The sequence below is a fragment of the Flammeovirga agarivorans genome, assembly GCF_012641475.1.
In the GTDB taxonomy this organism is placed as follows: Bacteria; Bacteroidota; Bacteroidia; order Cytophagales; family Flammeovirgaceae; genus Flammeovirga; species Flammeovirga agarivorans.
On record NZ_JABAIL010000005.1, the window covers coordinates 115,303 to 141,869 of the forward strand.

Genomic DNA, 26,567 nt, shown 5'->3' on the forward strand with positions numbered 1-26,567 from the left:
AATCAGTTCGGAAAAAAGAGTTCATTTATTAAATTGCGAAGCGTTTTTCTTACGCATGATATTTTGTCAAACATATGATCGCAATAAAGGAATTCATTTCTTTGTAGTGAGATTATCAATCATAAATACTTATTTCTAAATATGAACTTAAAAGACATTGCTGCAATTGCAGGTAAGCCAGGGTTATACAAAGTATTAAAACCGTCTCGTACAGGTGTTATTGTTGAATCTTTAGAGGCAAAGCCAAAGAAGACAATTGTAAACGCAAGCCAAAGAATCTCAATCTTAAAAGAGATTTCTATGTATGTTACAGGTCAAGCTGAGGAGTCAGTGCCATTAGAAGAAGTATTTACTTCTGTAAAAGAAAAATTTGGTTCGACTAAGTTAGATGTTGATACAAAAAGTGAAGAAGCTTTAGAAGACTTCATCTTCCAAGTATTACCAAACTGGGATTCTGATCGTATCTATACTTCAGATATTAAAAAATTAGTGACTTGGTTTAGCAAGTTAGCTGAGTTCTACCCTGAAGCTTTAGAAGATAATAAAGAAGAAGCAGAAGAATCTGCTGAATAATTACTAAGTACTTGATAACAAGTATATAGCAATTAAAAATTTAAAAGGAGATGCAATAGTTTTTTAGGCTATTGCATCTCCTTTTTATATAAAAATGTTTTTTGAAATTCTGAAAGCTAATTTTTATATACTCAGAGTCAAAATAAGTATAACCAACTTAGAATCATACCGTTGTTATCTATGAGTTCAACAATAAAAATATGATTTTATCAATACTTTTAGTTGCAGTAGGCTTTACTGCATTAATCTTTGGGGCTAATTGGCTAGTAGATGGGGCATCATCACTAGCAAAAAAGCATAATATATCTGATTTAGCAATCGGATTAACTGTTGTGGCTTTTGGCACTTCAATGCCTGAATTATTAGTGAATGTCATTTCAGTTGTAAATGGACATTCTGATATCCTTTTGGGTAATATTGTAGGTAGTAATAACTTCAATATTTTTTTTATTCTAGGTGTTGCAGGTATTATTATGCCAATTGCTGTAAAATCAAGTACCGCTTGGAAAGAGATACCTATTTCTTTATTCCTTACTGTATTGCTATTATTACAGGTCAATGATTACTTTGTCAATACAGATTCAACAACTCACTTTTTATCAAGGTTAGATGGTGCCTTACTGTTTATCCTCTTTGTATTATTCCTCTATTACATCTTTACTAGTATGAAAGAGGAAGGTGAAATATCACAAGAACAAGAGGTAAAAGTAGCTAAAAATGTAGTGCTTAAAATTGTAGGAGGTTTAATTCTACTGATTGCAGGAGGGCAATTTGTCGTAAATAATAGTATTGAAATAGCTCAAAAATTGGGCGTAAGTGAAAAAATTATAGGTCTGACTATCGTTGCGATAGGTACATCATTACCAGAATTGACAACATCAGTGATTGCAGCATTAAAGAAAAATAGTGATATAGCTATCGGTAATGTTATTGGTTCGAATATCTTTAATATCCTATTTATACTTTCAGTAAGTAGTATGATTCAGCCGGTAGAATATAATACAAAGTTTAATCTTGATCTCTATGTATTAATTGGAGGCACACTTTTACTTTTCGGGATGATGTTTACTGGAAAGAAGATAAAGGTGGTTGATCGATGGGAAGCAATAATATTATTATTAATATATATCGTTTATACTGGATATCTTGTGATGCTTGAATCCTAAAAAAAGACCATATTCTTCTATAATAGAATATGGTCTTTTTTTAGATTATATATCGCTTATTTCTTTTTTCTGGATGTGAAATAATCTTCTATTTCAGCTAGTGACATAGCATTTAGAGTCATTTCTTTTGTGAGCCCAGCTTTTCTTCCTACGAGTAAGCCATAATGCATATCTGCATATCCTTCTACCGCATGAGCATCTGGGTTTAATGAAAGTTTTACACCTTGATCTAATGCATATTTTGCCCATCTCCAATCTAGGTCTAAGCGCCAAGGGCTTGAATTAATTTCTATTACAACACCATGTTTAGCACATGCATCAATTACTGCTTTATGATCGATAGGGTATCCTTCTCTTCTAAGTAGTAAACGCCCTGTAGGGTGTCCTAAAATAGTTGTAGCAGGATGTTCAATAGCTTTGATTAAACGAGCAGTAGCGACTTCTTTAGTCATAGTAAGAGGAGAATGTATTGAAGCCACTATAAAATCAAATGATGCTAAAACATCTTCGTCATAGTCTAAACTACCATCATTTAAGATATCAGACTCTATCCCTTTAAATATTTTGAATGGAGCTAGCTCTTTGTTTAGTTCATCAATTTCTTTGTGTTGCTGTTCAATCCTTTCAACAGACAAACCGTTTGCATAAAATGCCGTTTTTGAGTGATCCGAAATACCAAGATATTCATACCCTTGATCTTTCAGATAAGTAGCCATTTCTCTCAAAGTATTTTGACCATCTGAATAATCGGAGTGATTATGAAGACTACCTTTTAAATCTTGATCTTCAACTAATGTCGGAATACCTTTTGTAGCAAAACTACCTACATACTCCTCTCCTTCTCTTAATTCTGGAGGAAAGAATGGTAGACCTGCTTTTTGATAAATATCCTCTTCAGAAGTTATTTCCTCTTTATTTAATACTTCTCTAATACTTGGATGATCTGCCCCTTTTAATGATAGATGTTCAGGAGCACAGCTCTTTTGGAAGGCTAGTTTAGTAAATTCTTTCTCAGAGGCGACAAAAACAACGACTTCACTTTTTGTATCAGTAAGATATCCTCTAACCGTTAATGGTGAAGAAGTCTTTGGATCTATTTCAATTGCTGAATACTCTTCAATAATGCCTTTTACAGCAGCAGTACTTTCACATAGAGCAGTGAAGCTTAATGTATCAATCACTTCTCTGTTTAAAGATAACTCTCCAGACATAACAGTTTTAATACCTCTGTCATCCATAATCTTTAAGAAATCTTTAGCATAAACTTCTGCTTTTGAATAGTGCAGACGCTTTTTATTTTCTTTTAAAAACAGTACTTGTTGAAGAATTTTAGCTTCAGTTTTTGCTGCAAAACCTTTTAAAGATTGAACTTTATTTTCTTCACAAGCGGTTTGAAGTTTATCTAATGAATCAATATCAAGTTCTTTCCATAAAGCTGCTATTTTTTTAGGACCAACACCACTTAATCCCATCATATCAATAACACCTGCAGGAGTTTTTTCTTCTAATTCTTCTAAATCTGCTAGTGTACCGGTTTGAAACCATGTCGTTAGTTTTTCAGACATAGTTTTGGAAAGCCCTTTTTCAATCAATCCATCATTATCAAGGTCGATTAATGGAGTTCCGGCGTTTTCCATACTTTGAATCGCTGAAGAATATGCTCTCGTTTTAAATTGATTTGCTCCGTGAAGTTCCATCAAGGAAGTCAATAAACGGAACGTTTTAATTATATCTTTATTTGTCATGATTTGTCGATGTGTCTGAATCCTAAAGTTAGAAGATTAGGATTTTTTTCTTACTAATTTTTCAAAGAAAGATGGAAAGAATCTTTTGATTAAAACTGCAGCTTTTTCTCTTGGTCTTCCGATGACTGCTTCACTTTTTCCAACAGATGTAAAGTGAAGTATATCTTTACTGGCTTGCTCTGTAGAAATCCCTCCTTTTCCATCTTCTAAATGCCCTTGTTGAGAACCATCACCCAATAGTGCATTTTTGGCTAAATCGGTTTTTACGTATCCAGGTAGAATTGAAGTAATCTGTATTTTTTGATTGCCTAGCTCTGCTCTTAAAGAATCAAAGAACCCTAATAAAGCATGTTTTGATGATGCATAAGCAGACCTATTAGGAATACCAAATTTTCCTTGAACACTATTTATGACTACGATAATAGGATCATTTGCTTTTAGTAAGTGTGGTAATATTGATTTAGTAATATGAACGGCTCCCCAAAAATTCACCTTCATAATTTGTTCGAAAGTGGATGTTGCTGTTTCCAGAAAACTTGATCGTTGACTAATGCCTCCAACAAAAAAAACAATATCTATTTGAGAATATATGGCTTCAGCTTGTTTTACTTTACTTGCAAGTGCTTCTTCTTGATCACTTAAGTCTAGAGGTAAAACGCTAGAATCTACTTTTAAAGACCGTGATAAAGTAGTTAGTTTTTGTTCATTTCTTCCTGAAAGAATAAGCTTAGTATTCATCAAGCTCAAATCAGAAGCAAGTTGATAACCAATTCCTGAGGATGCTCCAATAACCCAGCAAACCTTATTTTCGAACCGTGTTTTTTTCATAATGCACCGAAATTACGAACTATTGACAAAACTTTAGTAAAGAACGGGCTGTATTCGGCTTACTATCATTCATTAAGTTATTAACAACCCGTCCAATATTGTATATTTGCGCTACTATAAATAGGGTGAAACAATTAAACATCAGTAGATAAAATGTCAATCCATAAATCAGATATCAAAAAAGTTACGACACATCAGTTAGCAGCGATGAAATCTAGAGGTGAAAAAATCTCTATGCTTACAGCTTATGATTATTCAATGGCTAAAATTTTAGATAGCGCTGGTATTGATGTTTTATTAGTTGGTGATTCGGCATCTAACGTAATGGCAGGTAATGAAACTACTTTACCTATTACATTAGATCATATGATTTACCATGCTACTTCTGTTGTTAGAGCAGTTGATAGAGCTTTAGTTGTTGTTGATATTCCATTTGGTAGCTACCAAGGAAGCTCTTCAGAGGCATTACGTTCAGCTATTCGCATTATGAAAGAAACTGGCGGACATGCTGTAAAAGTTGAAGGTGGAGCTGAGATTAAAGAATCTGTTCAAAAGATTTTATCTGCAGGTGTACCGGTAATGGGACATTTAGGGTTAACACCTCAATCTATTTATAAATTCGGTACATATACTGTTAGAGCAAAAGAAGAAGAAGAAGCTCAAAAGCTTATTGATGATGCTAAGCTTTTAGAAGAACTTGGCTGTTTTGCTCTTGTCTTAGAAAAAATACCTTCTGCTTTGGCTGAGAGAGTTGCTAAGGAGCTTACTATACCTGTAATCGGTATTGGTGCAGGTGCAGGAGTGGACGGACAAGTACTTGTTGTACATGATATGTTAGGAATCACTCAAGACTTTAAACCTCGTTTCTTAAGAAGATATGCAAATATCGGAGGAATGATGAAAGAAGCTGTTCAAGGGTATATCTCTGATGTAAAATCACAAGATTTCCCTAATGAGAAAGAGTGTTACTAATGCTTTTCAATTAATAAATAGTATTTGGTTCTGATGACTGTTTATTAATTATAATTGTGAATAATTGGAACTTTATATTGATCACTTACGTGATGTAAGCGAGGAAAAAAGAATATTATGAATTTAGATCAGTCACAGATCATCTATGAAGACAATCACTTAGTGGTTGTAAATAAGGCACCCGGTATTTTGGTACAAGGTGATAATACTGGAGACGAAACCCTTACGGATATCGTTAAAGAGTATATCAAAGAAAAATACAATAAGCCAGGAGCAGTATTTTTAGCTCCAGTACATAGATTAGACCGTCCTGTAAGTGGTGTAGTTGTTTTTGCAAGAACTTCTAAAGCTGCTGAAAGAATGGCTAAGATCTTTCAAGGTCATAAGATTACGAAAACCTATTTAGCATTGGTTGAAAAACGCCCTCAACAAGAAGAGGATACTTTAATTAACTGGCTAAAGAAGGACGAAAAGAAAAATAGAACACACGTTTATTTATCAGATAGACGAGGTGGGAAATATTGTGAAACGTATTATAAAACATTAGGTCGTGTAGGTGAAAATTACTGCTTACATGTTGAACCTAAAACTGGACGTTCACATCAAATCCGTGCACAATTAGGTAATATTGGATCTCCAATTAAAGGAGACATGAAATATGGTGCAAAACGTAGAGTGATGAATGGTAAATTAATTTTCCTTCATGCAAAAGAACTTGCGTTTGAACACCCCGTGAAGAAAGAACCTATGCGTTTTACGGCTCGTGTTCCTGAACACGATGTATGGAAGAACTTCGCCAAGATGTAATTTAGTTACATCACCAATTCAAGTTATATTAATAGAATCCCTGGTCTCTTTTGAGATTGGGGATTTTTTGATTGTGAATAACTTTTGTTGATAAACTATCTTCTAACAAAGATTTAAATTCTATATCAACATTATTTTACTCACAGTGATATCTAGTTAAAAATCATAGAATTAGGTAGTTATCAACATGGTTTTTCTAAGATTGAATAACCTTTTTTGCGCATACACTTATCAACAAAAATGTGAATAAGTAATCAAATCACTGAAATTAACTATAAAAACAAAGAAAATTATTCACATTAGTACTGTTCACAGTATATAAATTATGTGGATAACTATTGTACATTACTCATAGTAATAATTTTATTCACATTCGTTGCTAAATGATTGAAATTAAGTACATAACGATAATTATCTGTTGATAAATAAAAAGATCTCAACATAAAATGCAGAGATCTAACAGGTAACAAATAAGGTATTTTGGTTGATCAGATAAAAAAATTATGTCAGCTGATTGGTGATTTTTTTAGGAATGTTATCCACATTGACTAGGATTAGCCCATCGATACAGTGGTTAAATTTTGGATCGATGTTGAAACCAATCAACCTGCCATTTAATTTTATATATTGACGTATAAGAACTGGAACTCTATATTTTTTGGGTTCAATATCCATGATGAGTTTATCCAATTCATCTATAGTTATTTTCTCCCCGCTAATTAAATTATCAATGTATTTCTTCATATGATCCTTGATTTTATAGCGCTTTCTAGCTTTTACAAATTGAGCCACTTCTTCGTCGAATAAATATTTATAAGAATAATAGATGATAGCATCTTTAGCAGCGTCAGAATAGTCGTTACTGATACTGACAGGACCAAACATATATTTATACTGTTGATTTCTTTTTAATAATAAGTTGATTCCCTTCCAGAGTATAAATAGAGGAAATGCATCTTTTTGCTTTTCTTTTATGATAAAAGAGCGACCAAGTTCAATACCATTAGCCAATACATGTGTAAACTCATCTTTAAACTTAAATAGGGTATGGGTATAAAAGCCTTTTTTACCTAGATGTTTGATGATCTCATCTCCCATTCCTATGCGGTATGCTCCAATAATTTTTTGAGTATACTTTTCCCATATAAATAAATGATGGTAGTATTCATCAAACTTATCTAAATCAATTTCTCTATTGGTCCCCTCTCCTACATCTCGGTATGTGATTTCTCTTAGTCTACCAATTTCTAACAGTGTATAAGGTATTTTATCAGCAGGAGCAATACGTACTTCATAATGACCATGTTCACAAAGAACTGATGACGATGGAAGTTGGTCAATTTCATCTTGAATGATACTGTTTGGTATTTGAGGTATTATAGGTTCGACGTTATCCTTAATACTCTTATTCGGCTTAAGAAATCTTTGCTGTTTCATTCCTTCTCCTAACAAATAGGTCTTATTTCTTAGGTATTGTCGTAAATCATTTATCTGATCAAATTGCTGTAATTTTGAAACAGGTATTTCTTGACCAATTCTTACTTTGATTGTTTGATTTCTTTTCTTTAAAAATTCATTAGGTAGTTGAAATGTCCGTAACAAAGGATGGATCTTACCTAATAAATGGAATGACCAGCTGTTAGCACCATGAAAGTAAATGGGTATTACAGGAACATTTGCCGATTGAATAAGCTTAATTGAAGATTTACTCCAAGGTTTGTCTGTGATGGTTTTGTGGGTATTATGATAGGTCGAAACTTCTGCAGCGGGAAAAAGACCAATACAATGCCCTTCTTCCAATCTTGATAATACTTTTTGAAAACCATTTAAACTTTTCTTTTTAAAAGGATCAACAGAAATAAATAATTTTCTGAAAGGCTCCATTTTCTCTAAAAGAACATTTGCTGTTACTTGAAAATCAGGTCTTATTTTCTGAAGTACTTTGATTAAAATAATCCCATCAAGTAATCCATATGGATGATTTGACACAGTAATAAATGGGCCATTTTTAGGTATATTTTTTAGTTCATTTTCGTTGATATCAACCTCAATATTTAGTAGTTTTAGGGTCTCTTCTATTAACTCAATTCCTTCATAATCAGAAAGAACTGTATATATATCATTGAAAACAGATAAGCCGGTAGCCTTCATCATTAACTGAGCAGTCCACTGACTTAAATTGAGTTCATTCATTATTTCTCTTGTAGGAATAATTTCAGTTTTCATATTGCTTTGTTGTATTTATACAAAGCTACAACTCACACATTATCTGATTTTTATGTATATGAAAATCCTATATTGTTTTATAATGAATTCAATGTTACCTGTTCACATTAGATTAAAAGTAGTTTACATGCTTATTAGTTTAATGTCAAATTAAATTAGTTGATTATTTAGGTATTACATAAAGGCATTTACTCTTCATTATCAATGATTTAATTAAAGTTGTTGATGTTTATTTATAGTTTTTCTTTAAAAAGTATATTTTATCTCTTGTTCTTACATTAGTAAATAATAAATATTTGTATAAACGTGTATATAAATATGAAATAAATATGCGATCGTAACTTTATTAACTATGGGTAGTCGATAAATTGAATAATTTTAGATCTTCATTCATTTAATATAATCTGAATTGATTATGTAAATCGTTATCAAGGGATAGTATCTTGATTTTAATATCATATAGATCAAATATTGAATATGCTTTAGTACGAATACATATATATTTGTTTTTTAAACTATGTATTAATTTAACTCATAATTCCTCTCTTTTCTGTTACTTAAAAAAGTTAATTTTATAGATAATAATTACATGATTGTTATTCAATAGCTATTTCTTTACATTTAGCAGAGAATTATTACCGATAAACACATATGAAAACATACACACCATCAGAATTATCAACAGCACAAATGCATAACTATCTTCTAAGTGCTGTAGCACCTAGGCCTATTGCCTTTGTAAGTACTGTTGATGGAAATGGAAATGTGAATTTAAGTCCATACAGTTGTTTCAATTTTTTTGGTGCAAAACCACCAATTCTTGTTTTCTCTCCCACAAGAAGAGTAAGGGACAATACGATAAAACACACACTTGAAAATATACTTGAGACAAAAGAATGTGTAGTTAACATTGTTCCTTTTACTATTGTGGAACAAATGTCACTATCAAGTACAGAATATGATAAGGGAGTAAATGAGTTTACAAAAGCAGGGTTAACAGAGGTTCCTTCTAAAGAAGTAAAAGCCCCTAGAGTGATGGAGTCACCTGTTCAATTCGAATGTAAACTGCAACAGGTCATCGAAATGGGGCAAGAAGGAGGAGCAGGAAATCTAGTAATATGTGAGGTGGTAAGAATACACCTTGATGAAGATATTCTAGATACAAAAGGAATGATAGATAATACAGCAATGGATCTTATGGGAAGAATGGGTGGTCATTATTATGTGAGAGCTTCAGGAGATGCTTTAATGACGATTCAGAAACCTATTCGACAAAAAGGTATTGGTATTGATAAATTACCATTACATATTGTAGAAAGTGATGTTTTAACAGGAAATCAGTTGGCTAAATTGGCCAATGTTGAAGCAATTCCATCTGAAGAAGTACTTAATTCTATAGAAGTACCACAGATGAGTTCAAGAGAGAACAATCATATGTTAGCATCCAAGTTATTAAATAAAGGAAGGATCATAGAAGCATGGAAGGTCTTGCTGTCATAAAAACATCGTAAAGAAAAAAGCGTCTCCTTTCTTAAAAAAGTGACGCTTTTTATTTTATATCATTGATATGATACTATTTCCAACCTTCGTTTAAGAAATCATGGAAAGTATCACCTCTTAAACCTAAACGAATAGTTTCTAAAGGAATAACTTCTTTAGGTGCAATGTTTCCTAAGTTTACGTTAGTACCGATCAATTTGATGAACCATACTTGTTGAGCTTTTTGTGGCGCCTCCCAGATGATATCTTCGTAAGGAATTTGAGTAAGAATTTCTTCTACTAAACCTGATCTTACTTCACCAGAAGAACGGAAAAGACCAACGTTTCCACCTTCACGAGCTTCACCAATAACTTTCCAAGCACCAGCATCTAATTCGTTTCTCATCAATTCGATCCATTTGTATGGAGGAATGATTTTTTCAGCATCCTTAGATCCTACTTCAGAAAGTACAGTTGCTCTTTGTGATAATTTGTTGATATACTCACACTTTACATCATGAGCCATGTCCATAGAACCATCTGATACCTCAGCGAACTCTAAACCAAATTTATCTAAAACTCTTAAGTAATCCTCGAATTGGTTTCTGATAACAAATGCTTCGAACAATGTACCACCAAGGTAAACATTGATACCAGCCTCATGATAAAGATTAATTTTCTCTTGTAATTTAGGATATACGTATGAAGTAGCCCATCCTAATTTCACAATATCAATGTAATCTCCTGAAGTTTCTAGAACGTCTTCTACTTCGCGTAGTGATAAACCTTTATCCATAGCCATAGTAAGGCCTTTGTTTCTAGGTTTTACTGATCTTTCAGGTAGATTATTTAATACGTAATTCATCATCTGACGATTTGAAATAAAAAAAATCGACCTACAAGTTTTTTGGGAGTCGATACATTTTTTAACCTTAAATTTCTGAATTTGACAGAAATATAAGCTGCAGCGCAATTTCGTAAATGCTCTGCTCTTTAAGGTTATAATTCTGTTAAAAAATCAAAATATTTAATCAAATTATGATTTAATGTCATTTAAACTTAGAGATAGCTACCTTAAGAATTTTCTTGATTGTCTCATTTGGTACATAATCTATCATTTCTTGATGTGCATCATAATTAAGTTTCAATGCAACTTCAATGGTTTTGTATGCTTCCTGTAGTTTTCCCCCAATTAATTGATAAGCTGCCAATCTGTAATGTAAAGAGTGATTTTCAGGTAGGTGATTGATTGCTTTTTTTAAAACTTCACAAGCTTCATTCAACTCTCCAGATTTGTTATATACCTCCGACCAGTCAATCCATATTCCTTCATTATTAGGATTAATACTGCTGGCTTGCTCAAAAGCTTCTAAACCTGAAACAAGATTACCTAGTTCACATTCTGCTTTTGCTAGAGAATACCAATATTCATCATAAAACTTATTCAGTTTAACTGCTTTATTCAGGTAATGTGTTGCTTCTAAAAAGTTGCCTAGTTTTCTGTGGTTTTCACCAACACCAAACCAACCTTCATCAAAACTTTCATCTAGCTCAATCGCTTTTTTAAAATAACGGATTCCTACATTATAATCTTCCATCATTTCTGCAGAAGCTCCTAAGTGACAGTATAATTCTGATGTAGGCTCACTTGTATTTTGTAAAGCATTTAGGTATTGACGAAAAGCTTCTGGGTACATTTTCTTATTAAGAAAACAATGTCCCATATGCATATATGCTAGATCAAACTTTTCATTTACAAGTGTAGCATATTCGAATGCTGCAAGAGCCTGATCATATTGTTGAGACTGACTATAAAATATCCCCATATTGTACCAAGCATCTGCACTATAAGGATCTTTATCAATAAAACCTTGAAGAAAATCATGGACACTCTTCAAGCGTTTTGTTTGTGTTCCACAGTCAATTAATTCATATACACTATCTTCATGAGTAATATCTTCTTTTAATGCTTTTTTGTAAGCAATTAAAGCTTGATCAAATTCATTAATGGATTGAAGTGTGACTCCTATATTATAAAACACATCTGCAGGTTGTTCTGCATAAGGAAGTGCCTGTTCAAAACTTTCAATAGCTTTATCAGTATCCCCTAAAATAGAATGTAATGTTCCTTTGTAAAAAAGAACTTGATAATCATTTGGGGCAATTTTTTCAGCCTCATAAATTACATCAAATGCTTCTTTATAATTACCTAAATAGGCTAATATTCTAGATTTTAAGACTTTAACTGAAGTAGAAAACGGGTAAATATCTTCTGCTGTATTACATACTGATAATGCTTTTTTGATACTAAAATTAATGAAGTAATGCTCTATGATATCTTCGAAGGTCGATAAGTCGAAAAACTCAATACGCCCCTCCTTTTCCATCTTCTCATATTGTTGAATTACTTTTTGTATATCGTTTTGACCTTCTGACATATTATGAAGTAGCTGTTTATTAATACCGTTTCTAACAATATCGTAATAAATAAATTACCATGCTGTTAATAATTGGTAGATATTAATAAAACTAAGATTTTAAGAAATTGGTTTATTTATGGTCTTCTTTCACCCAATTCATGGTTTCTTCTAAAGATTTGAATTGAATATTCATACTGTCTATAACTTTGTTGTTTTCATAGACAAAAGGAGAAAATAACGTATTGATTAAGTTTTTAGAAAGCTTTCTTGAACGAGAAGAGATTAATGAAATAAATTTCTCAAGGTAATAAACAAACATCACATACGATTTAGATACTTGCTTTGTGGGTGGAGTAACATCCAGTCCATTACTAATAATAGTGAGAGCATCTTTATAAGGTATACTTCCGGCGTTTAATATGAACCTTTCACCAGAAATATTCTCATTAAAAGATTGTAGAGTTGCTGTTACAACATCTCTGATATCTACAGAACTGAAAACGCCAGTGGGATAGTATTTAACTCCACTTTTTAGCAGTTTAAAAATAGTCAGACTACTTCTATTCCAATCTCCTACCCCTAAAATAACTGAAGGGTTGAGAATAACGACATCTAAACCTTCTCTATATCCTCTCCAAACTTCTTGTTCTGCATTATATTTCGAAATGGCATAGGCTGACATTCCTTTATCACCACTCCATTTAGAATTTTCATTAATATTTACTCCATATTCAGGATTGCCTAAAGCAGCAATGGAACTGATATGAATAAATTTTTTCACATTGGCTTGAAGTGATATGTTGACCAAATTAGCGGTACCGTTGATGTTGATAGCTCTTAATTCGTCAAGTGTATTATTAAAAGATACAATAGATGCTGTATGCACCACATATTCAATATCTTTCAATACTTCAATTAGACCATTTGGATCTAATAAGTCAACATCAAGCCAAGTAATATTATTACTGATGTCACCCAAGAAAGATTTATCGTTTTGTTTGCCATTAAGAGCGTAAATGTTTGCTTTCTGTTCATATAAAGCTTTAGTGATATAACCACCAACAAAGCCTGTTGCTCCTGTAATAAATATGTTTTTTCCTTCGAGTGACAAGGTGTAATTATTTTTGTGGAATTTCTGATATTGTATTATTACGCAAAGATAAGCCTAGTGATTTATTATAATAGGAGAGATTCCTCACTTTTTCTAACCAATTCAAGTGTTTTGCTTTGTGAGTATCCGTTCCAATGAAATCTACGGCTTGGTCATTAATAAGGCGCTCAGCATATTTCTTTGCCGTAGAAGAATAGTATCCCGCTAAAGAAAGAGCATTTATTTGAAGTAAAGCTCCCAATTCTTTCCATCTTAGAATCTCATCATATTTCCCATAAGCATAGGTATATCTTTCAGGGTGAGCAATGATGGGTTGGTACCCTTTAGAAATTGCAAGGAAAATCGCTTCATCAATAAATACACAAGGGTTGATGAAAGATGTTTCTATTAATAAATACTTTGCATCGCCAAAAGTTAGAAGTGGCTCATCATTTCTAAGCTTTCTCATAAAAGCATCGTCAAGGTAGTATTCAGCAGCGGCATCAATTTTAATATTAATACCTTGCTTTTCTACTTCTGTTCTAACTTCTTCTAGTTTTCCTAAAATAATTTCAGGAGTATTTTTAAAGAAATCACTCATAACATGTGGCGTTGCTACCAGATGAGTATAGCCAAATCCATGTAGAGTTTTTATTATATCTATAGACTCATCCATATTCTGAGCCCCATCATCTATACCTGGTAAAAAATGAGCATGCATGTCAGTAGTAAGTTGTGGTCCCATAGGACTTGTAATTACTTCTTCCTTCTTCTCTTTTTTCTTACCGAATAAGTTTGAAAAAAATCCCATTATCGTAAGCAATTTAATCTACTATAATTAGTACAAATTGTGTACTAAATTTACCCTCCTTATGATTTTCTAAATATTTTCTTCCAGAAAGGTTTTTTCACCTCATCAAAATATTCCATGTCCTCTTCAGACAAATCGCTGTCATATCCATAGGTGTATCCATATCCGTAACCGTAGGCACTATAAGACATGGAACCATAGCCATAACCATAGCCTCCGTAACTTCTTCTATCAGGAACAGAATTAAGAATGATGGATATATTCTTGAATTTGCCAGATTTATAAAGGTTGTTGGCGTTGTCAATAAACGATTGTTTTGAGTAATCAGCTCTAACAACATATATCGGATTATCGACATGTCGCATAACAATCATACCATCCGTAACTAACCCAATTGGAGGTGAATCAAGCATAATTACATCAAATTCGTCTTTCAATTGTTGTAAAAATCTGCTGAAGTTTGATGATAATATTAGTTCTGATGGATTTGGAGGAATAGGTCCTGCACTTATATATTTTAATGTAGGTACCTCAGTTTCTTGAAGACATTCTTCAATAGTATTTTGTCCGACTAAAATAGATGAAGCACCAATTGTATTGCTACCACCCATTGCAAGGTGAACTTTTGGTTTTCTTAAGTCTAAGTCTACCATTACTACCTTTTTATCAGACATAGCGATAATTCCTGCTAAGTTTGATGCAACAAAGGTTTTACCTTCACCACTAATTGTCGATGTAACAGAAATTACTTTTGTTTCTTTATTTTTAACTTCTCCGTTTTCATTTTCCGTAACCATAAAATCTAGGTTTGTACGGATAGAACGGAAAGCCTCGGACATTGTTGATTTCGGATCTGAAGAAACAACAAGTTTTGATACCTGCATTTCCTCTTTTATATATTTAGGAATCAGCCCCAAAATTGGCATAGTAGTTCGACGTTCTAAGTGTTTTAAACTACTAATTTTATCCATCATCAGGTAATTAATAAGAATGAGAATAATAGATAAGAAAATACCAATAGCAATACTGATTGCTGTAGAAACAAATTTCTTTGGTAGAATTGGTATTTTGCTAGCATATGGAGCATTGATAACCGTAGAACTCTCAATCGTACTCGCCTGAGCCATACTAACCTCAATCATTTTATTGGTTAATAGATCAGAGATATTAGTATAAATGGCAACTCTTTTTTCTATCTTCTTAAGGTCTGGATCACCACCAATATTTTGAAAAAATACACTTCTAAGTTTTGTGATTTCTTTTTGAAGATCATTGATATTCTCATTAAGAAATTGTTCGGCAAATTTGATAGATTCTGCCACTTCAAATCTTAGTTTCTTGTAGAGTTCAAGCTTTGAATTACTAGCTATAGTATTAGTCGTATATGATTCTTTAATACGAAGAGCTTCTGTTTCTAATTTAGCGAGTTCATCCAAACTAGAAGTAATGCTTCCATCAGTAAGTATAGTCGCATAAGCCTGTATATACACAATACTACTATCTGCTTCTAGAAACCCTCTTAATTTCTGGTACTTTTTCTTTTCGTTCTTGAGTTCGTTAAGCGATTTTTCTAATTGTTGAATATTATCTACAATGGGCCCCGCTTCCATGTAAGCACTTAGATCTTTACTATAACTTAACGCTCGCATCTGATTTTCTAATTTATTAAGCGAGTCTTTTGTAATATCTACCTGACTATATAAGTAGTCTAATGCCCTTTCATAAACGAGAGCTTTCCCTTCTCTAGAAAGTTGACTATAAGCTTTATTGATGGCTTCAAGTATAGCAACGGCCTTCTGTTGATTGCCTGCGGTAAATGAAATTTGAATCGTTTTTGCTCTTGGATCAAAAATCATTACTGATAGATTTTTTCTTAAAAACGAAATAATTTCACTTCTAGAATTAAACTTGAAGCTGTATTGATTATTATCTAAAGTGACACTTTTACTTGATATAATTAATGGTGTACCTCCGAGTATAATTTGTTTTCCAGATGCTCCATAAACAGTAAATTCATCTTCGCCAATTTTATACTTTATCGTATAATTTTTCCCTTGATCTGTGAATTGGATAAAAAATCTCTGATTCGTTAGTCCTGGTTGTTTCCCAGAAGGGTAGCTTAATTCAAAAGGTACTGAGTTACCGAATAGTTCTGAATCACGAACATCACCTACTGAGTGATAATCAACAGATAGATCAATCAGTGAGTCAATAATACGATTATAAGTTACTCCTGAAGTAATTAGTGCCATTTCACTCTCTAGTTTTCCTTCTTCCAAAGAACTAGAAGTGATGCCAAATTTTTCAGCAAACTCTTGCGATGAAGATGTAAGTTTTACTTGGTTGAGAGTTTTTGCCTCAAATATTCTAGGAGTCCATCGAATATAAAGAAAAGCACCTATACCGCTTAAAATGAGTATTAAAGCGATATAAATTAGATTTTTCTTTACAACGAATTCTAATTTATCTAAGTCTAAATTATTGGTAGAACTATCATCATTATTGTCAAAGTCCTCCCATTCTTTATCAAAATCATTCATATTTAACAGGAATGAATATAATTCTAGTTGTTAGGTGTTGAGATCTGCTGAATCAATAAATAAAGTGAAACAACACTTGAAACAACACTTACTAATAACGTCAGATCTTGTAAGTTTCTGGTATCTGACTTTCTGCGAGGTTCTATGTAAATAACATCATTAGGCATCACGTTAAGGTTTGCTTTTGCCATTCCTTGTATGGTGCTTAAGTCAATAAGTTGAACTGCAGGTTTGTTGAAGCCAAGTACCGGATCAGGCCTAACCATTCTTATATTGGTAGCCATAATATCGTTTTGAACTGGAATACCATAGTTGGCAGCATTAGTGGCACTTTGTTGAGAAGCCAAAGCAATGATTTCTAATAAAGTCATATGCTCACTTCTAAGTGGAACAATTTCAGCTCCTGTCGCACCTAATACGATCACCCTTTTGTTGGTATATTGAGTAACAACATAAGGTTCTTGATAATATTTACTATATAGCTCTTCAAGTTTTCTATTGGCTTGCTCAAGGGTTAAGCCTTTTAAAGAAACATTTCCAACTAAAGGAAGATTTACTGTTCCATCACTTTTCACAAGGTATTTCGTGGGATCGTCACCATTTTCTCTAAGAGGTGAATTCATAACACTGTTTGGGTTTTCCAACATCGTATTATTTCCCATATTTCCATTAGTATTCCCTTGTTTTAATAACTGATTAGGTTGTATAAAATCTCCATTAGGATCTACCATTTTCTCACCTTTATTGGTGAAAACGGACATTGCGATATAATCGTCAACCTCAATAGTATAATTATTTAAAGCGGCGTTTTCAGCAGAAATAAACGCTTCTTGATTGATACTTTCATCAGTTTTGAAAAGAATACTTTTTCTAATTGAACACGATGACAATTGCATTGTCATGGTTAATAATATCAGGTAGAAAACAGTATCTTTTTGTATAAAATTGCCTTTCATGTAGAATTTCTGTTCGAGGCTTATTCGTTTAGCGATTTAACTGTGTAGAATAAACGTTGAAAAAATATCAGAAGTATACTGATTTAGGTAAAAATAATAAAAAAGGTCCACTCCATAAATTAAATATGAAGTGGACCTAAAGTATTTTGATGATAAAATGAAATTATTCGAATTATCGTCTTATTTCTTATACATTTTAATTCCGTTATCTAAGAATTGAATGAAATTCTCTACATCTAAATCGTATGCTTGTGCTGGTTTCATCCAATTTCCATCTGAATCTAATAAGCAATAGAATGGCTGTGCATTACTATTGAATTTTGTGATCTGGAAATCAAAGTTTTTAGCACCAATTGTTTTTTTGACGTTACCATCAAAAGTAGAGGTAATCCATTCTGCTTCTGGAAGTTTTGTAGGGTCATCAACATAAAGAGCTAATACGATATAATCTTCTTTTAATCGTTTCAATACTCTTGGGTCAGACCATACATTATCCTCCATTTTACGACAGTTGGCACACCCATGTCCTGTAAAATCTAAGAAAATAGGTTTATTAAATTTCTTTGATGCTTCTAGTGCTTGTTCATAATCGAAATATCCTTTTAAACCGTGTGGTAAGTGGAAAATCTCTCCATATTTAATAGGATATAACATATTTTGAGCGTCTCCATTTCCAGAAATTTGTGCATTTTCAACCTCTCTACGAATGATATCTTTGATATCAAAGGTATGATGAGTTTGTGGCGGTAGAATACCTGATAATAATTTTAGAGGAGCACCAAATAAACCAGGAATTAGGTAAATCATGAAGGTGAAAACCACTGTTGCTAAAATCATTCTTGGAGGACTAATCGTGTCCATTGGAGAATCGTGTGGCAATCTGATTTTACCGATAAGGTATAAACCAAGCATCATTGTGATAGCAATCCAAATTGCTACCATAATATCTTTATCTAGTACTCCCCAGTGATATACTAAATCTACTGTTGATAAGAATTTAAATGCTAATGCAAGTTCAACAAAACCTAAAACAACTTTTACAGAGTTTAACCAGCCACCAGATTTAGGTAAACCTTTCATTAACCCTGGGAACAATGCGAACATTGTAAAAGGTAATGCAAAAGCTGTAGCAAAAGCTATCATACCAAATATTGGTTTAATGTAAGCTCCACCAACAGATTCGATCAGAATAGTACCTACAATAGGACCAGTACATGAGAATGATACAAGTACCAATGTGAAGGCCATAAAGAATACAGCTCCCCAACCTCCTTTGTCAGATTGTTTATCCATCTTGTTTACCAAAGAACTAGGTAAAGTGATTTCAAACATTCCGAAGAATGACATCGCAAATACAATAAAGATGGTAAAGAATAAGATATTCGGAAGCCAGTGTGTGGAAATTGCATTTGCAACACTTGGATCACCTGCTAATGGGGCTAATACTGCACCGAAGAAACCATAAATACCAACGATTGAAAATCCGTATAAGAATGCTTTTACTTTACCTCCACTTTGATTCGTAAAGAAAGAAACAGTTAAAGGAATCATTGGGAAAACACATGGTGTAAAAATAGCTGTTAACCCAAATAAGAAGGCAGATAACATAAAACCAAAAAGGCTTTCTTCATCATCTTGTCCACTTGAAGATACTGCTTTTATAGTACCTTTATCTTCACTTTTTATAGTTTTTTTTTCAGTATTGTCAGCAGCAGGAGTGTTGCTGATTTTAGCATCACCAAAGGTGAAAGACTTTTCTAATGGGATACATTGCCCTGTTTCATCAGAACAGCTTTGTCCAGAAACACTAACTTCAATCTTAAAGTCCTTATTTAAGATTTTAATCTTCTGAGTAAATGTTCCTTCTTTTTTAAAGTAAGTGACATCACCTTCCCACAAGTCATCATATTTTTTCTTAGGATGAATAGCTTTTAGAGCATCAACAACTTCATAGGTATTATTTTCAGAATATTTTACTGTAGTAAGCATTGGCCCTAAATCAGGATCAAAGTCGTTGGAATATAAATACCATCCATCTTTGATTTTGGCTTTGAAAGTTACTTCAATAGTTTCTCCAACTTTCGGTTCATTGTTAGATAAACTTGCTGACCAAGTTACAGGATTGATAAGTTGTGCATTTGCTCCACTCATAAAAGTGATAAAGAGCAAAAACGTAAGGTTAAGTAATTTGAAAAAGTTTTTCATGCTAGGATAATATGATTAAATGCTTTCTTCTCTGAGAACGGTACGGAATTGACTTACTTTTTCTCCAAATTTATTTTTTAGAGCAGTATGTAATTCCATTTCATGTTGTCGCATAAACTTGTCCACTTGAACAAGGTTATCCACATCAAGCATAAGAGCGAAGTTAGTTCCTGCTTGTTCTGCTTTCTCAGATAATAATTTCATTAATTTATATTGAGTGAAACACTCACTTTTCATTACAGCTGGTATAAAAAAAGAATTCATCCACTGTTTCCATGAAGGTAAGACTTCATCTTCTACATGGAAGGAAAGGTTATATATAATCATGATGCTTTAGTATTTGCGAAATATTGAGTGTAAAAATAATTATATAAGATAGTTTAGAAAACTTTTACTCCTCATACTTCATACATCCTTCAAAAATAAGGTTTTATACTAAAGCACCATTAAAGTTGACTTATATTTTTCTTATCGGTAAAAGAGATCAACTATTTTACTTTCAATGCATTGATGATATCGCTAGGTTCAGCTCTTTTTCTGTAGTCAATATCAATAAACGCATAAATAATTTCTCCTTGTTGATTAATTACATAGGTAGCTGCTAAAGGAAGTTCATTGTCTTGATTTCCATTATACTCACTTAGTCCAAACTTCTCTTCGTAGATTTTAGCTACTTCAGGTGTTAGTTTGAAGACTATTCCATATTCTTTCCCTACCTGATTGTCGATATCGCTGAGTACTTCAAAATCAAGTTGGTGTTTTTCAGATGTTGATAATGATTTATCTGGAACTTCAGGAGTTAGTGCCAAAAGATTAGCTCCTGCAGCTTTGAAATTAGGTAATTCTTGTTGTAATCGGTGCAATGTTAAATTACAATATGGGCACCATCCACCTCTATACCAAGTAAGGATAACAGCTCCTTTTTCTAAATATGATGATAAAGAAACGTTTTCTCCTACAGCATTTTTTAATGTGAAATTGGGGGCAATATCACCTATATTTTTTGCAGAAGAAGTAATGCCACTTTCTTCAATAGCATCAAGTCCTTCTTGATAAACTTTTTTTGTCTGATCATCTGCTTTTGCATTGAAATTATCTTTCTGATGATCTAAAGTACTTTGTAGTGATTCGGTTTCTTGAGTGTTCATTGAATTTGATGATATTGGTGATAAGGCACTTTTACATCCAAAAAAGGAGATTAAAAGTGAATAAATTAGGATTTGATATTTCATAGTTAAGCTTGTTTTTATTATCAATTCAAATATCGATGCTAATCAATTGATATCCATTGGTTATTTTTCCTTGGAGGTTGTTGTTTTTTCCTTTTTATAGTAGATGGCATTTAATTACGTTCTTTGTGTAATTGATTGAGTATTATTATTAACATTATATACACCTTGCTGATATTGTTTGTCTATTTTTATTAATAGTTTGATTTAAAGAAGAGTATAAAACGTAGATAATTATGTTCTTTATTTGTGTAGCTATAATTTTTCGTATTTCAACAACATGTACGATATAGTCCAAAAGGAAAAAGAAAGATAGTTATTGAATGTACTTCTTAAGACTTCATTTATGAAAGGGAAAGAAAATCAGTGATATAAGAAAAGTTCCATAAGGTAATAAAGTATAGTAAATAGAGTTAGGAATGAATAAATTATAGAAAAGGAAGAATTTCAATATGTACTGAAGTAAACGAAGACCTATTTTCTTTGGTTTTTGTATTGATGGATACTTTATTTTTTAAAACATACAGTAGTATACCTTTACTTAAGCAAAATGTTTGGTTAAAATTTAAGACCTTTGCAAGAGAGGATCAATTGAAATTATTAATTGAAACCTTTGGAAATGATGTTCATGATTTAGTGGATGCTACAAGGCAGGGTATTGCGCAGAATAGCAAGATGAAGGTAAAGCGATCGTTACATACATTAAAAGGTATGGCAGCAACTGTAGGTGCTTCAAGATTACAGTTTATCGCTCAAAAAGCAGAAAGTTTAGATCCCCAACTAATTCGTAAAAATCATTTGATTGAAGAAATTGAAAAATGTGGAAATGCCTCCGTCAAGGAGATGAATAACTCATAGTGAATAAAGAAATACAGAAACATAAAAATGCCGCACTCATTAAAGCTGAAGCAAAAAGACTTGGCTTTAGTGAGTGCGGTATTGCTAAAGCAGGTTTTCTTGAGGAAGAAGCAGACCATTTAGAAAATTGGCTGAAACAAGGTATGCATGGAGAGATGGGATATATGGCCAACCATTTTGATAAGAGATTAGATCCGACAAAACTAGTTGAAGGAGCTAAATCTGTGGTTGTCCTATCTTATAATTATTTTCCAGAAAAAGACTTTAGTAAACAGGATACTTATAAAGTAGCCAAATATGCTTATGGAGAAGACTACCATTATGTAATAAAACGAAAGTTGAAAGATTTGGTGAAGTTTATCCAATCAGAAATAGGAGATGTTAATGGTAGAGTATTTGTCGATTCTGCTCCCGTAATGGAACGACAATGGGCTCAAAAAGCAGGTGTTGGTTGGATTGGAAAACATAGCTTACTATTAAATAGACAAATGGGGAGTTTCTTTTTCCTTTCTGAGCTAATTATTGACCTCGAATTAGAAGCAGATCCTCCAGTAAAAGATTTTTGCGGAACCTGTACCAGGTGCATTGATGCCTGCCCTACAGATGCAATTCCTCAGAAAGGTGTTGTAGATGGAAGTCGATGTATTTCTTATCTAACGATTGAACTCAAAGATCAAATTCCTACTGAATTTCGAGGTAAAATGAACGACTGGATTTTTGGTTGTGATATTTGCCAAGATGTATGTCCATGGAATAGATTCTCAAAACAGCATCAGACTCCAGAATTTAACCCTCACGAAAACCTTGAAGGAATGACCAAGAATGATTGGATTGAGCTAACAGAAGATGTTTTCAAAGAGTTGTTCAAGAAGTCTGCAGTAAAGAGAACGAAGTTCGAAGGTCTACAAAGAAATATTTCTTTTGCACAAAAAAAGTGATCAACTACCTCAAAGCTGATCACTTATCCTTTATATTATTATTCTTATGTTTAATTTTAATTAGCCTACTAGTGAGTAGGTACTGATATGTTTATTACATTCATTTTGAATCACAAAAGCGTAGTTAGGAAAATTAGATTTACCCCATGTTCTTAAGGATAAAACTTCGTTAATTGATAAAATTCCCAATGATTTTCTTAGTTCTTTCAAAAAAAGATGGCGATCAAAGGCCACTTTCTTTAAAATTATCTTAGAATATTCAAGCATGATCGGGTTGTGTTACTTGGTTATTTTAGAAAAATCGGAATATAAAAATAAGTCATTTTTTACTTCCATTATCAATAACGTTAAAAATAGTGTATTTGTTACGTTTTATTGAAGAAATATTTATTTTTTAGTTTTTTTTTACATTTTTTCTTGAAGCTAATCTACATCTTTACAATATGAAAAGAAATAAGTTAGTAGCATACAGCAAATTATCGATTTCATCATTTACAATACTGCTATTTAGTTTACTTTTAGTCAGTTTTCAAGGGATGTCTCAAACCGTTTCTGTTGTTTTAGGTAAAACAGATATAGGTCAGAATGAGAACTTCGAAATCACATTAACGGTTAAAAATGGCCGTTTAACTAAGTATTCGTCTTTCCCAGATATCCCTGGTTTTAGAAAAGGTAGACCATCTTCTTCTAGTCAGACATCAATTGTAAATGGACAAGTTTCTACTCAACAGAGTATTACTCAACTTTATCAGCCTACAAAACAAGGTACTTTTAAGTTGAACGCTTTTACGATGACTGTAAATGGAAAATCTGTATCTAACCCGGGTACTACCATTAAAGTGGGAGTCCCAGTTCAGAGACAAGTATATGATCCATTTGCTGATTTTTGGGGAGGAGGAAGTTCTTTCGGAAAGCAACAGCAAGAACAAGACTTTATTGATGTGAAAGCTGATGCCTTCTATTCTGTAAGCACAGATAAATCTTCTGTTTATAGAGGTGAAGGGTTTAGAATGGATGTTTCTTTTTATGTATCTGTTACTAATAGAGCCGAGTTAGAGTTTTATAAAATCGATGAACAGGTTACCAAAATCTTAAAGCAAGTAAAACCAAGAAACTGTTGGGAAGAAAATTTTAATATTGAGTCGATTCATCCTGAATATGTAACAATAAATGGAAAATCGTATCGTCAGTATAAGATTTATGAGGCAATGTTTTATCCATTAAACTCAGAAGATATTGTTATCCCTCCTACAGAACTTGAAATGATTAAGTACCAGGTGGCACAACGTCAATCATTTTTTGGGAGAAATAGAAAAGAAGATCATCAAATCTTTAAATCTCGAGGAAAGACGATAAAAGTAAAACCGCTTCCAGATAATCCTTTAAAGAGCGTAGCTAGTGTTGGTAACTATCGATTAAGAGAAGAGATCAGTACAGCAAAACTTAAAACAGGAGAAAGTGTAACACTTGAATTTAGAGTTGAAGGAGAAGGAAATATTTCTTCAATCAGAGAACCTAGTTTAAAGGAAACAGAAGATCTGTTATTTTATCCACCAAGTGTGTCTCAGAATATTAATAGAGCAAATGGTAGAGTCGTTGGTGCTAAAACTTACCAATATTATATCGAGCCACAGGAACCAGGAGAATATAATTTAGGAGAATATATTGAGTTGCCAATTTTTAATCCTCGTACAAAAAAATATGAAATGCTTCATCCTGAAGTGACAATTGTTGTGGAAGGAAAAAGCCTAAGAGATGCTCAGATATCTAAAACAGATTTAGGATCTTTCTACGATGCAATGCGAAATGCAGACAATTCGATTGTATCTATGGATAATACCAATTGGATTCAAATTATTTTAAACATCTTTGTGGTTATATCAATTGGTCTGACTATCTTCTTTTTAGTAAAGAAGTTCTAGAATTTTGAATTATGATGAGAAAACATTTCTCTAAAAAATATATAAACGCTGTTTTACCATTATTCTTGGGGTTATTCTTCTCTTGTGAGAAATTTGTAGATACTACAGCTCCAGAAATTAGAGAGTACACAGTGAACGGTGAAGATGGTACTGGAGAAGTTATGGTAGATACATTAAGTACTGACTTAATTGTAACGGCATATTTTGTAGATGATTATAATCTTCTCTCTTATAAGTTGGGTTTTGAATACAAAGGAACAGATGACTCTCCTGGTTTAAGGTTTCCAGCTTATTTAGTCTATGAAGATACGTTTGCTATTGCAGGTGCTCAGACAGAAATTTATCAAACATTTACGGTTGCTTCAGGACAAACAACAGGTTCTTTATTTGCTGGTACAGGAGAATATGAAATTTATATCCAAGCAAAAGATAGAGCATTAAATGAAAGTCAGGTCTCTAGGATTCCAATTGAATTCAAGAATTTTGCTCCTTACTTTAAGTTTCCTGAATACGAAATAGATACAATTACTCATCAGCAAGCTAATAGTATTACAATTAATGCTTACATGGATGATTTGGATAATAATATGAACCAATGTGAGATGTTGATGTATTGGAGAATGCCTGATGAAATTGAGGAAAGTGGATATTATGACTCACTAATCCATGATTTTGCTCTTGTTGATCCAGTGCCGGGTGCAGGTCAATTTGATATTTCGGAAATGTATAGTTTCCCTGATACAGGTTTATATGATTTGAGAGTATCAGGTTTTGATCAAAGGAGAAATAATACATTAGCACAGATTACTTTTAAAGTAGAGTAATTGCTCGTTCTATTGTAAAAAGAAAACCCTCTTCTATATTAACAGTAATAGAAGAGGGTTTTTATTTTTAGTCATTTTTATAACCAAACATTTTAAGACTCTTATCGTTCTTACGCCAATCTGCATCTACTTTTACATGCGTTTCCAAGAAAACTTTCTTCTGAATAAATTTCTCGATTTCCTTTCTAGAGTCGGCTCCAACATGCTTCAGTTTAACACCGCCTTTTCCGATAATAATACCTTTTTGGCTATCTCTTTCTACCATAATTGTAGCTCTGATCTTTACAAGGTCAGGAGTTTCTTTATAGCTTTCTACAACCACTTCGCAAGAGTAAGGTACTTCTTCTTTATAATGAAGGAATATTTTTTCTCGAATAATTTCAGCAACAAAGAAGCGCATAGGCTTGTCGGTTAGTTCTTCCTTGTCATAAAAAGCTTCATGTTCTGGAATAAGGTTTAGGATCTCATCCAAAATCACATTTACATTAAAGCCATGAAGGGCTGAAACAGGCATAATTACTTTAGGGTTCAGCTTTTCTTGCCAATACTGCACTTTTGTTAGTACATCGTCTTGTTTAGCAAGATCGATTTTATTGATAATCACAATGATTGGAGCTTTTGCCTTTTCTAACTTAATAAGGGCATCTTTCTCCTTAAATTGTTCAAAAATATCTGTAACAAAAAGAATAACGTCTGCATCATTCAATGAGTTATCTACAAAGTTCATCATAGACTCATGTAACTCATACTTTGGGTTAATAATACCTGGAGTATCAGAATAGACAATCTGATAATCATCAGTACTTAAAATCCCCATAATTCTATGACGAGTAGTTTGAGCTTTTGATGTAATGATTGATAACCTTTCCCCTACAAGTTCATTCATAAGTGTAGACTTACCAACGTTTGGCTTACCTACAATACTTACAAAACCGGCCTTATGTTTCTTTCCCTCATCCATGATGTATTTCTATATTA

The 26,567-nt window shown here is 32.7% G+C and carries 22 protein-coding genes; 9 read left to right on the forward strand and 13 right to left on the reverse strand.

The window, feature by feature from the left end:
* Positions 1 to 141 precede the first annotated feature (141 nt).
* Both HGP29_RS16545 and HGP29_RS16550 read left to right on the forward strand, forming a co-directional pair.
* Entirely contained in the window at positions 142 to 573 is a 432-nt protein-coding gene (locus HGP29_RS16545) for a DUF5606 family protein (RefSeq protein WP_168883546.1), read from the forward strand.
* A gap of 200 nt (positions 574 to 773) precedes the next feature.
* A complete protein-coding gene (locus tag HGP29_RS16550; RefSeq protein ID WP_168883547.1) occupies positions 774 to 1,739 on the forward strand; it encodes a calcium/sodium antiporter in 966 nt (321 codons plus the stop codon).
* Positions 1,740 to 1,795: 56 nt separating this feature from the next.
* Here HGP29_RS16550 and HGP29_RS16555 read toward each other — a convergent pair whose 3' ends face one another.
* Both HGP29_RS16555 and HGP29_RS16560 read right to left on the reverse strand, forming a co-directional pair.
* Positions 1,796 to 3,484: a DNA polymerase/3'-5' exonuclease PolX gene (locus HGP29_RS16555; protein ID WP_168883548.1), complete on the reverse strand. Its 1,689-nt coding sequence runs from the start codon at positions 3,482 to 3,484 to the stop codon at positions 1,796 to 1,798.
* Positions 3,485 to 3,520: 36 nt separating this feature from the next.
* On the reverse strand, positions 3,521 to 4,312 hold the full coding sequence (locus HGP29_RS16560; protein WP_168883549.1) for an SDR family NAD(P)-dependent oxidoreductase: 792 nt from the start codon (positions 4,310 to 4,312) through the stop codon (positions 3,521 to 3,523).
* Between the two features lie 153 nt (positions 4,313 to 4,465).
* Between HGP29_RS16560 and panB the strand changes: the two genes are divergently transcribed.
* A complete protein-coding gene (panB, locus tag HGP29_RS16565) occupies positions 4,466 to 5,284 on the forward strand; it encodes a 3-methyl-2-oxobutanoate hydroxymethyltransferase (RefSeq protein ID WP_168883550.1) in 819 nt (272 codons plus the stop codon).
* Between the two features lie 117 nt (positions 5,285 to 5,401).
* Positions 5,402 to 6,091: an RluA family pseudouridine synthase gene (locus tag HGP29_RS16570; protein WP_168883551.1), complete on the forward strand. Its 690-nt coding sequence runs from the start codon at positions 5,402 to 5,404 to the stop codon at positions 6,089 to 6,091.
* 501 nt (positions 6,092 to 6,592) lie between these two features.
* On the opposite strand, the gene HGP29_RS16575 is transcribed toward HGP29_RS16570, so the two are convergent.
* Positions 6,593 to 8,317: a lysophospholipid acyltransferase family protein gene (locus HGP29_RS16575; protein ID WP_168883552.1), complete on the reverse strand. Its 1,725-nt coding sequence runs from the start codon at positions 8,315 to 8,317 to the stop codon at positions 6,593 to 6,595.
* 651 nt (positions 8,318 to 8,968) lie between these two features.
* Here HGP29_RS16575 and HGP29_RS16580 point away from each other — a divergent pair.
* Positions 8,969 to 9,817 (forward strand): flavin reductase family protein, encoded by an 849-nt coding sequence (locus HGP29_RS16580; RefSeq protein ID WP_168883553.1) that lies wholly within the window; start codon positions 8,969 to 8,971, stop codon positions 9,815 to 9,817.
* Between the two features lie 73 nt (positions 9,818 to 9,890).
* Here HGP29_RS16580 and HGP29_RS16585 read toward each other — a convergent pair whose 3' ends face one another.
* From HGP29_RS16585 to HGP29_RS16625, 9 genes are all read right to left on the reverse strand, one after another.
* Complete coding sequence (locus HGP29_RS16585; RefSeq protein WP_168883554.1) at positions 9,891 to 10,661, reverse strand: phosphosulfolactate synthase; 771 nt, start codon at positions 10,659 to 10,661, stop codon at positions 9,891 to 9,893.
* A 184-nt stretch (positions 10,662 to 10,845) separates the two neighbouring features.
* Positions 10,846 to 12,234 (reverse strand): tetratricopeptide repeat protein, encoded by a 1,389-nt coding sequence (locus tag HGP29_RS16590; RefSeq protein ID WP_168883555.1) that lies wholly within the window; start codon positions 12,232 to 12,234, stop codon positions 10,846 to 10,848.
* A 112-nt stretch (positions 12,235 to 12,346) separates the two neighbouring features.
* On the reverse strand, positions 12,347 to 13,327 hold the full coding sequence (locus tag HGP29_RS16595; RefSeq protein ID WP_168883556.1) for an NAD-dependent epimerase/dehydratase family protein: 981 nt from the start codon (positions 13,325 to 13,327) through the stop codon (positions 12,347 to 12,349).
* A 7-nt stretch (positions 13,328 to 13,334) separates the two neighbouring features.
* Positions 13,335 to 14,117: a tyrosine-protein phosphatase gene (locus HGP29_RS16600; RefSeq protein WP_168883557.1), complete on the reverse strand. Its 783-nt coding sequence runs from the start codon at positions 14,115 to 14,117 to the stop codon at positions 13,335 to 13,337.
* Positions 14,118 to 14,176: 59 nt separating this feature from the next.
* Entirely contained in the window at positions 14,177 to 16,657 is a 2,481-nt protein-coding gene (locus tag HGP29_RS16605; RefSeq protein ID WP_168883558.1) for a tyrosine-protein kinase, read from the reverse strand.
* 23 nt (positions 16,658 to 16,680) lie between these two features.
* Positions 16,681 to 17,613, reverse strand: a complete 933-nt coding sequence (locus tag HGP29_RS16610; RefSeq protein WP_168883559.1) for a polysaccharide biosynthesis/export family protein — start codon at positions 17,611 to 17,613, stop codon at positions 16,681 to 16,683.
* Positions 17,614 to 17,793: 180 nt separating this feature from the next.
* Positions 17,794 to 19,818: a protein-disulfide reductase DsbD family protein gene (locus tag HGP29_RS16615; protein WP_168883560.1), complete on the reverse strand. Its 2,025-nt coding sequence runs from the start codon at positions 19,816 to 19,818 to the stop codon at positions 17,794 to 17,796.
* A 15-nt stretch (positions 19,819 to 19,833) separates the two neighbouring features.
* Positions 19,834 to 20,145 (reverse strand): DUF4286 family protein, encoded by a 312-nt coding sequence (locus tag HGP29_RS16620; protein WP_168883561.1) that lies wholly within the window; start codon positions 20,143 to 20,145, stop codon positions 19,834 to 19,836.
* Positions 20,146 to 20,306: 161 nt separating this feature from the next.
* Positions 20,307 to 20,966 carry a peroxiredoxin-like family protein gene (locus tag HGP29_RS16625; protein ID WP_168883562.1) on the reverse strand — a complete coding sequence of 220 codons (660 nt, stop codon included), beginning with the start codon at positions 20,964 to 20,966 and terminating at the stop codon, positions 20,307 to 20,309.
* A 579-nt stretch (positions 20,967 to 21,545) separates the two neighbouring features.
* On the opposite strand from HGP29_RS16625, the gene HGP29_RS16630 reads away from it, so the two are divergent.
* The 4 genes from HGP29_RS16630 (at position 21,546) to HGP29_RS16645 (ending at position 25,589) form a co-directional block, all read left to right on the forward strand.
* Positions 21,546 to 21,905, forward strand: coding sequence for an Hpt domain-containing protein (locus HGP29_RS16630; protein WP_168883563.1), 360 nt, complete (start codon positions 21,546 to 21,548; stop codon positions 21,903 to 21,905).
* Positions 21,905 to 22,843, forward strand: a complete 939-nt coding sequence (queG, locus tag HGP29_RS16635) for a tRNA epoxyqueuosine(34) reductase QueG (RefSeq protein WP_168883564.1) — start codon at positions 21,905 to 21,907, stop codon at positions 22,841 to 22,843. Before HGP29_RS16630 ends, queG begins: the two co-directional genes overlap by 1 nt.
* A 443-nt stretch (positions 22,844 to 23,286) precedes the next feature.
* A complete protein-coding gene (locus HGP29_RS16640) occupies positions 23,287 to 24,765 on the forward strand; it encodes a BatD family protein (RefSeq protein ID WP_168883565.1) in 1,479 nt (492 codons plus the stop codon).
* Between the two features lie 11 nt (positions 24,766 to 24,776).
* A complete protein-coding gene (locus tag HGP29_RS16645) occupies positions 24,777 to 25,589 on the forward strand; it encodes a hypothetical protein (protein WP_168883566.1) in 813 nt (270 codons plus the stop codon).
* A 67-nt stretch (positions 25,590 to 25,656) separates the two neighbouring features.
* Here HGP29_RS16645 and era read toward each other — a convergent pair whose 3' ends face one another.
* Positions 25,657 to 26,550, reverse strand: a complete 894-nt coding sequence (gene era, locus HGP29_RS16650; RefSeq protein WP_168883567.1) for a GTPase Era — start codon at positions 26,548 to 26,550, stop codon at positions 25,657 to 25,659.
* Positions 26,551 to 26,567 lie beyond the last annotated feature (17 nt).